Raw genomic sequence first — 8151 nt, 5'->3', positions numbered from 1 at the left:
ACACCCTAGCTTGGGTAACGTTCTACTGGCACTGGAAGCACCTAGGCATCTGGCAAGGTAACGTGGCTCAGTTCAATGAGTCTTCTACCTACCTGATGGGCTGGTTCCGCGATTACCTCTGGCTGTACTCTTCTCAGTTGATCAACGGTTACAACCCTTACGGTACTAACAACTTGTCAGTCTGGGCCTGGATGTTCTTATTCGGACACCTCGTTTGGGCAACTGGTTTCATGTTCCTGATCTCTTGGAGAGGTTACTGGCAAGAACTGATCGAAACCTTGGTTTGGGCTCACGAGCGCACTCCTTTGGCCAACTTGGTTCGCTGGAAAGACAAGCCTGTTGCTTTGTCCATCGTCCAAGGTCGTTTGGTTGGCTTAGTTCACTTTACCGTGGGCAACGTCCTCACTTACGCGGCCTTTGTAATTGCCTCGACGGCCGGGAAATTCGGATAACTCCGAACTCTGGTTTTTAGGTAATTAAATCAAATCCCCTGCCTTCGGGCGGGGGATTTTTTTGATATGTATTGGTTAAGCTATTCCACATTTAAATTCCATATTTTGAGCGGGCTAGAAGCCCACTCCACAAGAGTATAATTATTTGTTTAGACGCAATTGAAATGTTGATTCGGTTAAATATTGAGAGTCAAGAGTATTTTTTTAGGGCGAAGTTAGCGCCGGAAACAATTACTAATATCTTGAATTTACAACAGCCACTTGTGGTAGGAATTGATGAAGCCAAAAAGGCATAATTTGCCATATGTGAGCTCTGTTTAGACTAACTAATTGCTATGGTGGACGCTGATATTGCCAACAGCCCGATTAATGTTTACCGCCAGGAAAATTCCGATCGATGTACTGATTTTGTCAAGTAAGAGTTGTATATAGACTTATCCTCAAAGTCTCATTAATACTCCCATGACAAAAATTGAATCATTTGTTGCAAGTTGTCTTACCGAAATCGCCCTCCCAATTTTTCAGTCACTCTGGGGAACCGATGCTAAGTCTCTCGGTTTTATGGGAAAAACGCTAGATATGAAAACTCAGCAACTAATTTACACTGCATCGGAAGAATACGGCAGACGTTACTTCAATTGTCACAGCCTTCTGAAAGCCTTGGGAATGCCCGAGGCTATGGCATTAGAATCAGTTTATACTGCTGTGCAGTTTTTGGATGAGCAACCAATCCACAGTTTTGAAGCATTTCCAAATTTACAGAAAGCTTACCGCCAAGCTAAAGAGCGAAATTTTCAGTACCCCGATTGCCAGAAGCAAGCAGGGCTAAAAATTGCTAATCAGAACCAATATTTGATGGTTTTAGGGGAGCCAGGAGCGGGAAAATCTACATTTCTGCGGCAAATAGGACTCGAAGCATTGAAGGGCAGACAAGGCGGATATCAGCAGGATTGTCTTCCAGTTTTTATTGAACTTCAAAGCTTGACATCTAGCCAGATAGAGATTGAAAAAGTTATCATTGAAAAATTTAAAAATTGTGGCTTTCCTGATTCTGAGCAATTTATCGCTAAGGCATTAGAGCAGGGAAAAATTTTAATTTTGCTGGATGGATTGGATGAAGTGCCGACAATAAACAAAAATGAGGTAATGAGTAACATTGAAAATTTTGTGGGCAGTCATGACAAAAATCGATTCATTTTCTCTTGTCGGACTGCCGCTTATAGAAACAATTTTAAACGATTTATTAATGTAAAAATTGCCGATTGTGACGATAGTCAGATTAACCAATTTATTGCTAACTGGTTTAAGTCTGAGGTCGCCCGACAACCGGAAATGGGTCAAAAATGTTGGGAGTTATTGCAAAAACCAGAATATGCAGCGGCTAAAGAGCTAGCCCGCACACCATTATTGCTAAGTTTATTGTGTCTAACTTTTGACCGATCGCAAAACCTTCCGAATAATCGCAGCCTTCTCTACAAACAAGCTTTGCAGATATTGTTGGAAGCAGGGGCAGCGTCCAAGCGGATTCTGCCAGATGAAATTTATCAAGGACTCAGCACCGAATTAGAAGAGATTTTGTTATCGGAGATTGCTTATACTGGTTTTGATCTCGATCGCCAGTTTTTTTCGGTGCGAGAAGTCGTTGAGCCAATCAAAACTTTTTTAGCAAGTAATTTGAATGTACCCAAGCATTTAGACGGTGAGGCGCTGCTAAATGCGATCGCACTTCAACAGGGGATTTTGGTAAAACAAGCCGAAAATCTGTACTCTTTTTCCCATCGGACACTTCAGGAATATCTCACCGCTCAATATATTGCCGATCGTAATTTAATCGAGCAGTTAGTTACCTGCCATCTTTCCGATTCACGCTGGCGAGAGGTTTTTTTGTTGGTGGCGGGGTTGGTACCTTCACTTCAGGGGGCTGACGACTTGCTGCTGTTAATGGAAACAGAGGCTCAAAAGTACATTAACACGCCGAAGTTACAACGGCTATTGCAATGGGCCGATGCAGCAACTAATGGCTCGGAAGGTGATTTTAAGCCGGTGGGTAAACGCGCTGCGGCGCTTATCAACGCTTGCGCCCACACCAAAACCAACGCCAACGCCAGGGCCAACGGCTGCGCCATCACCAACGCCTACGGCATCGGGAACCCCATCGCCAGCGCCGTCGCCCATACTAACACCTACCCCTACGCCTACGCCAACGTCTGCGCCTACGCCAAGGTATACTCCATCGCACTGGCTGAAGAATTTAAAAAAATTCAAATATTTAAGGAGGTGAAATGGACTCAATTGATTGCTCAACTGAAAAAACTGCAAAAGCAATTGCCTGAGGCTCACCAACCTCAACAAACACAGTTAGGATTTACCCCTCGCCTTTTAAATACCTGGTGCAATGCACTCGATCTCGATCCAGAAATAGTTCAATTATCTCAGGAAGAAGCAAAGGCGCTGGCAGATTATTTATATGCCAATCATCTGATCATCCAATGCAAAGAAGCAGCAGTGAGAATATCAGCAAAAACCTGGGCAGAAATAGAATCGCGGATGTTGCTAGTTCCAGAGAATTCTACCATTTGAGACGATCGATGGGACTTACGCACTCCCACCAAAGAAACCGGGTTTTTCAGCAAATTTTAGGGCTGCAACGTGTCTTTTTGTAAAAAACCCGGTTTCTGAACCCCCAAGAGTTCGCGCCCTCAAACCCTCAAATTTCCCCATTCACCTGCATCTGATGCACCTTGTCAGCCAATTCTTGCAAGCGCTTTTCATCTAAATCATCGATCGCCAGCATCCCTACATAAATAATTTCCTTCAGCGTTAGTCGGGTTGCTAGCGCCTTTTTCTGCACAAGATCCTTGATAATCGGGCTGACTCCAATGGCGGTACTGGCTCGTGTCACAAAACTAACCGGAGATTAACAACATCGACTAAATCTTAGCATCTTTAAGCTGAGCTCTTAGCTGCGATGCAAAATGCTTAAGCGCGTCTTGACAAGACAAAAAATGCCTAATTTGCCATCTTTGAGCAGTATGGCGAAATGGAAGCAACTGCTACGGTTTTAGACCAGCTTCAAAATGCCGCAGAACGGCTCAGAGAGCCTTATTCTCGTTTATACACCTTGTTACTGCGGATTGCTGAGGCTCAGCCGATCGCCTCCTCTGCTATGCTGGATTTACTGTATCGGAGCATTGAGCAAGGACAAGTAGCGCTTGATGCGTCATTGGCAAGTGTTCAAGAAGCTAAAAGGGATTGGAACATATTATGAGCGAACAAAAACAACTTCCCGAACCAGAGAAAGTTAAGAACACTGTCGCCATGCTTCGGGAAAGTAACCGAATGCTCGAAGCTTGGACTCAAACACTAGATGAATTGATTGCGATGGTAGAAGCTGATATTCGCAACAGTCCGATTAATGTTTACCGCCGAGAAAATGCCCAGCGGTTGGCGGAGTCTGTCAAGCAGGAGTTGTAGATAGATTTATCCTCAAAACCTCATCAATACTCTCATGACAGGAATTGAAGCATTTGGTATAGCTTGTGTTAGCGGTATCGCCCTCCCAGTTTTCCAGTCAGTCTTTGAAGGCGGTGGCAAATTTCTCGGTTTTATAGGCAAAAAGCTAGATGACAAAACTAAAGAGCTAATTTACACTGCATCGGGGGAATACGGCAAACGTTACTGGAAGCGTCACGGCATTCTGAAAGCGCTGGGAATGCGGGAGGCTGTGCCATTAGAATCGGTTTATACTGCTGTGCAGTTTTTGGATGAGCAACAAATCCGCAGTTTTGAATCAATCCAAAATATAGAGGCAACTTACCGCAAAGCTAAACAGCGAAATTTTCAGCAGCAAAAATGCCAGAAGCAAGAAGGGCTAAAAATTGCCAATCAGAAGCAATATTTGATGGTTTTAGGGCAGCCGGGAGCGGGAAAGTCTACATTTTTGCGGAAAATGGGACTCGAAGCACTGAAGGGCAAAAAAGGTAAATTTAAGCACGATCGCATTCCTGTTTTTATTGAACTTAAAAGTTTTACATCGAACCAGATCGAGATTGAAAAAGTTATTGTTGAAGAGTTTAAAATTTGTGGCTTTCCCGATTCTGAGAAGTTTATCGATAAGTTGTTAGAGCAGGGAAAACTGTTAATCTTGTTGGATGGATTGGATGAAGTGCCGACAGTCAACACCAATGAGGTAATTAGTAAAATTCAAGATTTTGTCGATCGCTATGACAAAAATCGCTTCATTGTCTCTTGTCGCACAGCAGCTTATCGCAACAACTTTAAACGCTTTACCGATGTCAAACTTGCCGACTTTGACAATACTCAAATTGAGCAATTTATTGATAACTGGTTTCAGTCTGAGGTTGACAAACAAGCGGGAACTGCTCAAAAATGTTGGGAGTTATTGCAAAAGCCAGAATATGCAGCGGCTAAAGAGTTAGCGCACACGCCATTATTGCTAACTTTCCTCTGTCTCAATTATGACAGATCGCAAAACTTTCCGAATAATCGCAGCGTTCTCTATAAAAAGGCTTTGCGGATATTGTTGGAAGAATGGGCTGCGGAAAAACGGATTCTGCGAAATGAAATTTATCAAGGACTCAGCACGGAGTTAGAGGAGAGTTTGTTATCGGAGATTGCTTATACTGGTTTTGAGACTGATAAGCTGTTTTTTTCGCAGCGAGAAGTGGTTGAGCCAATCAAAACTTTTTTAGCAAGTAATTTGAATGTACCGAAGCATTTAGATGGTGAGGCGGTGCTGAATGCGATCGCAGTTCAACAGGGGATTTTGGTAGAACGGGCTGAGGATGTGTACTCGTTTTCGCATTTGACGCTTCAGGAATATCTGACCGCTCAATATATTGCTGATAATAATTTAATTGAGCAGTTAGTTACCGATCATCTTTTCGATTCACGTTGGCGAGAGGTATTTTTGTTGGTGGCGGGGTTGGTGCGTGCAAAAAATGGGGCTGATAAGTTGTTGCTGTTAATGGAAAAAGAGGCTCAAAAGTACATTATTAACCAGCCGAAGTTGCAAGGGCTTTTGCAATGGGCAGATGCAGCGACTAAGGGTTCGGAAGGTGATTTTAAGCCTGTGGGTAAACGTGCTGGGGCGATCATGATCGCCTACGCCTACGCCATCGCCAACGCCAGCAGCTACGCCAACGCCATCGCCAACCCCAACGCCTACGCCTACGCCTACTCCTACGCCTACGCCATCGCCAGCAGCTACGCCATCGCCAACGCCATCGTCAACACCAACCCCAAAGGCGACACCTACGCCATCGCCATCGCGCTTGCCGAAAAACTTAAAAAAATTAACATCTTCAAGGATGTGAAGTGGACTGAACTGATTGCTCAACTGAAATTACTCAGCGATCAATTGCCTGATGCTGATCAACCCGAACAAATACACTTAGCATTTGACGATCGCCTTTTAGATACCTGGTATCATGCACTCCATCTCGATCCAAAAATAGTCAAATTATCTCAGCAAGAAGCAAAGGCACTGGGAGATTATTTATCTGCCAATCATCTAATCATCCAATGCAAAGAAGCAGCAGTGAGAATATCAGCAAAAACCTGGGAAGAAATAGAATCGCGGATGTTGCTAGTTCCAGAGAATTAAATTGTGTAAGGTGCGTCGCCGTGAGATTGTCGATTTAATTCAGGGATTGAAGAATGGCGACGCACCCTACGAATACTCATCCACCGCAAGAAGGACACAGGCACAATTAAAATCAATGGCTAAGTGATAAAATTGAGGTAGAAAGTAGACAATCACCATGCCTAGAAAAATTCGCGAGTTAAAAGCTCAGATTACCCGTGAAGGCTTTATTTATTTGCCAAAACGCGGAAAAGGTAGCCATGAAAGATGGGAGCATCCTTTGATTAGCAAAACCTTAACAATTCCAGGCAAAGATGGAGATGATGTGCCACGCTATTTAGAGAAGCAGTTGGCAATATTGTTAGCGGAACTCGACGAGTTAAAGGAGGAAGATTCATGAATCGATATAGTACGATCGTCCAATGGTCTGATGAAGATCGACTTTTCTTAGTGACGATTCCAGAATTTGCCGATCGCGTGATTATGCCCTGTACACACGGTAAAACGCGCGAAGCAGCCATCCGAAATGCCGAAGAAGTGATCGAAATGTATCTGGAAGCTTGGCAAGAAGAAGGTTCACCGATCCCGGAAGCCAGCATTATGCAAATCGCCTGAGTAGAATCCCAAGCTAAACAGTATGCGCGCACCTATCATATAGGACATCAATCTCAACCGATAAAATCTCCCCATTCACTTGCATCTTTCGTAAAAAACTTGGTTTCTGAACTCCCAAGTTAGCGCCCTCAAACCCTCAAATCTCCCCATTCACCTGCATCTGGTGAACCTTATCAGCTAATTCTTGTAAGCGCTTTTCGTCAAGATCATCGATCGCCAGCATCCCTACATAAATAATTTCCTTCAGCGTTAGTCGGGTTGCTAGCGCCTTTTTCTGCACAAGATCCTTGATAATCGGGCTCACTCCAATGGCGGTACTGGCTCTAGTCACAAAACTAACCGGAGATTAACAACTTCGACTAAATCTTAGCATCTTTAAGCTGAGCTCTTAGCTGCGATGCAAAATGTTTAAGCGCGTCTTGACAAGACGCGACAAAACGATTATAGTAAAAATGTGGAAAGGTCGATCGACCTATTCCTCGATAATCTCAACCAAATCCTCAATCATCACATCAAAAGTCCGCGCCAATTTGTGGATTGCTGTAAAATCAACCATTGCCATTTCAGGACGACGAGCATAGCTTCTGACTGTACTGTAAATTACCCCAGAACGATCGGACACTTCCTTCAGTGTCCAGCCTTTCTCTGCCGCCAGTTCTCGAATTTTTAGCCTGACTAAACCCATGCTTGACAGTTGATGCAATTGCGTCATATAATAGGACATACAAACCGAAAGCCCGTTCTCAGTCTACAAGACTAACGGACTTTCAGCTATTCTTCCAAAATCTCGACTAAATCCTCAATCATCACATCAAAAGTCCGAGCCAATCTGTGCAGGTAGGCAAAGTTAACGGTTGTCATCCCTTGACATTGGGCGTAGTTCCTAATGGTACTGTAACCAACGCCCGATCGATCGGAAACTTCCTTAAGTGTCCAGCCGTTCTGAGCCGCAAACTCCCGAATCCGCAACCTCACTAACCCTTTGCTCATACTTGCTTGACAAATGACAATCTGCTGTCGTTTAATATTAGATATCTAAAAAGCCGATCGACCTATTCTTCCAAAACCTCGACCACATCCTCAATCATCACATCAAATGTGCGAGCTAACTTCAGCAGAGAAGTGAAATCAACCTTTGACATAGATTGACAGCGGGCATAGTGTTTTACCGTATTATACAAGACTCCCGATCGTTCAGAGACTTCCTTAAACGTCCAGCCCTTCTCGGCTGCTAATTCTCTAACTTTGACTCTAACTAAACCCATACTTGACACTTGGTGTCATGCCACCTTAAAATAAGCATATCAAAAAAGCCGATCGCCCCCCGGCATGGAAAACTAAAGGGCGATCGTCTTTAAAACTTACATAGACAGTTATTAGCTGTCTTAAAGACCTGCCATCAAGAGACTCATCTGCAATCAGTATCAGAATACGTAATTAACAGAACGGGCACTTAACAGAACCGTTACTTAACAGAAC

General features: G+C 43.8%; 12 protein-coding genes and 1 pseudogene. 8 read left to right on the top strand and 5 right to left on the bottom strand.

The features are described from left to right. From psaB to QZW47_RS28865, 3 genes and pseudogenes are all read left to right on the top strand, one after another. Nucleotides 1-452 (top strand): annotated as a pseudogene (gene psaB / locus QZW47_RS28875) (photosystem I chlorophyll a apoprotein A2); the annotation flags it as partial. A 164-nt stretch (nucleotides 453-616) separates the two neighbouring features. Then, nucleotides 617-748 (top strand): hypothetical protein, encoded by a 132-nt coding sequence (locus QZW47_RS28870; protein ID WP_293135514.1) that lies wholly within the window; start codon nucleotides 617-619, stop codon nucleotides 746-748. Between the two features lie 166 nt (nucleotides 749-914). Beyond that, a complete protein-coding gene (locus tag QZW47_RS28865) occupies nucleotides 915-3032 on the top strand; it encodes an NACHT domain-containing protein (protein ID WP_293135511.1) in 2118 nt (705 codons plus the stop codon). A 127-nt stretch (nucleotides 3033-3159) separates the two neighbouring features. Here QZW47_RS28865 and QZW47_RS28860 read toward each other — a convergent pair whose 3' ends face one another. Then, nucleotides 3160-3354 carry a hypothetical protein gene (locus tag QZW47_RS28860; RefSeq protein ID WP_265239051.1) on the bottom strand — a complete coding sequence of 65 codons (195 nt, stop codon included), beginning with the start codon at nucleotides 3352-3354 and terminating at the stop codon, nucleotides 3160-3162. Between the two features lie 138 nt (nucleotides 3355-3492). Here QZW47_RS28860 and QZW47_RS28855 point away from each other — a divergent pair, with 138 nt between their 5' ends. The 5 genes from QZW47_RS28855 (at nucleotide 3493) to QZW47_RS28835 (ending at nucleotide 6672) form a co-directional block, all read left to right on the top strand. Further along, nucleotides 3493-3720 (top strand): hypothetical protein, encoded by a 228-nt coding sequence (locus QZW47_RS28855; protein WP_293135508.1) that lies wholly within the window; start codon nucleotides 3493-3495, stop codon nucleotides 3718-3720. Further along, nucleotides 3717-3926 carry a hypothetical protein gene (locus QZW47_RS28850; RefSeq protein WP_293135505.1) on the top strand — a complete coding sequence of 70 codons (210 nt, stop codon included), beginning with the start codon at nucleotides 3717-3719 and terminating at the stop codon, nucleotides 3924-3926. Before QZW47_RS28855 ends, QZW47_RS28850 begins: the two co-directional genes overlap by 4 nt. 34 nt (nucleotides 3927-3960) lie before the next feature. Further along, nucleotides 3961-6078 (top strand): NACHT domain-containing protein, encoded by a 2118-nt coding sequence (locus QZW47_RS28845; RefSeq protein ID WP_293135501.1) that lies wholly within the window; start codon nucleotides 3961-3963, stop codon nucleotides 6076-6078. Between the two features lie 157 nt (nucleotides 6079-6235). Beyond that, nucleotides 6236-6457, top strand: a complete 222-nt coding sequence (locus tag QZW47_RS28840) for a type II toxin-antitoxin system HicA family toxin (protein WP_293135498.1) — start codon at nucleotides 6236-6238, stop codon at nucleotides 6455-6457. Next, nucleotides 6454-6672 (top strand): type II toxin-antitoxin system HicB family antitoxin, encoded by a 219-nt coding sequence (locus QZW47_RS28835; RefSeq protein WP_293135495.1) that lies wholly within the window; start codon nucleotides 6454-6456, stop codon nucleotides 6670-6672. The genes QZW47_RS28840 and QZW47_RS28835 overlap by 4 nt, the downstream gene beginning before the upstream one ends. Nucleotides 6673-6808: 136 nt before the next feature. Here QZW47_RS28835 and QZW47_RS28830 read toward each other — a convergent pair whose 3' ends face one another. The 4 genes from QZW47_RS28830 to QZW47_RS28815 all read right to left on the bottom strand — a co-directional run bounded on the left by QZW47_RS28830 (nucleotide 6809) and on the right by QZW47_RS28815 (nucleotide 7937). Further along, nucleotides 6809-7003 carry a hypothetical protein gene (locus QZW47_RS28830; RefSeq protein WP_265239051.1) on the bottom strand — a complete coding sequence of 65 codons (195 nt, stop codon included), beginning with the start codon at nucleotides 7001-7003 and terminating at the stop codon, nucleotides 6809-6811. Between the two features lie 141 nt (nucleotides 7004-7144). Next, entirely contained in the window at nucleotides 7145-7357 is a 213-nt protein-coding gene (locus QZW47_RS28825) for a helix-turn-helix transcriptional regulator (protein WP_293135518.1), read from the bottom strand. Between the two features lie 86 nt (nucleotides 7358-7443). Further along, nucleotides 7444-7662 carry a helix-turn-helix transcriptional regulator gene (locus QZW47_RS28820; protein WP_293135490.1) on the bottom strand — a complete coding sequence of 73 codons (219 nt, stop codon included), beginning with the start codon at nucleotides 7660-7662 and terminating at the stop codon, nucleotides 7444-7446. 62 nt (nucleotides 7663-7724) lie between these two features. After that, entirely contained in the window at nucleotides 7725-7937 is a 213-nt protein-coding gene (locus QZW47_RS28815) for a helix-turn-helix transcriptional regulator (RefSeq protein WP_293135488.1), read from the bottom strand. Nucleotides 7938-8151: the final 214 nt, after the last annotated feature.

The sequence above is a fragment of the Microcoleus sp. bin38.metabat.b11b12b14.051 genome (genome assembly GCF_013299165.1).
Lineage (GTDB): Bacteria > Cyanobacteriota > Cyanobacteriia > Cyanobacteriales > Microcoleaceae > Microcoleus.
The sequence above is the reverse complement of the archived record's forward strand: the minus strand, read 5'-3'. Positions and strand labels throughout refer to the sequence as shown.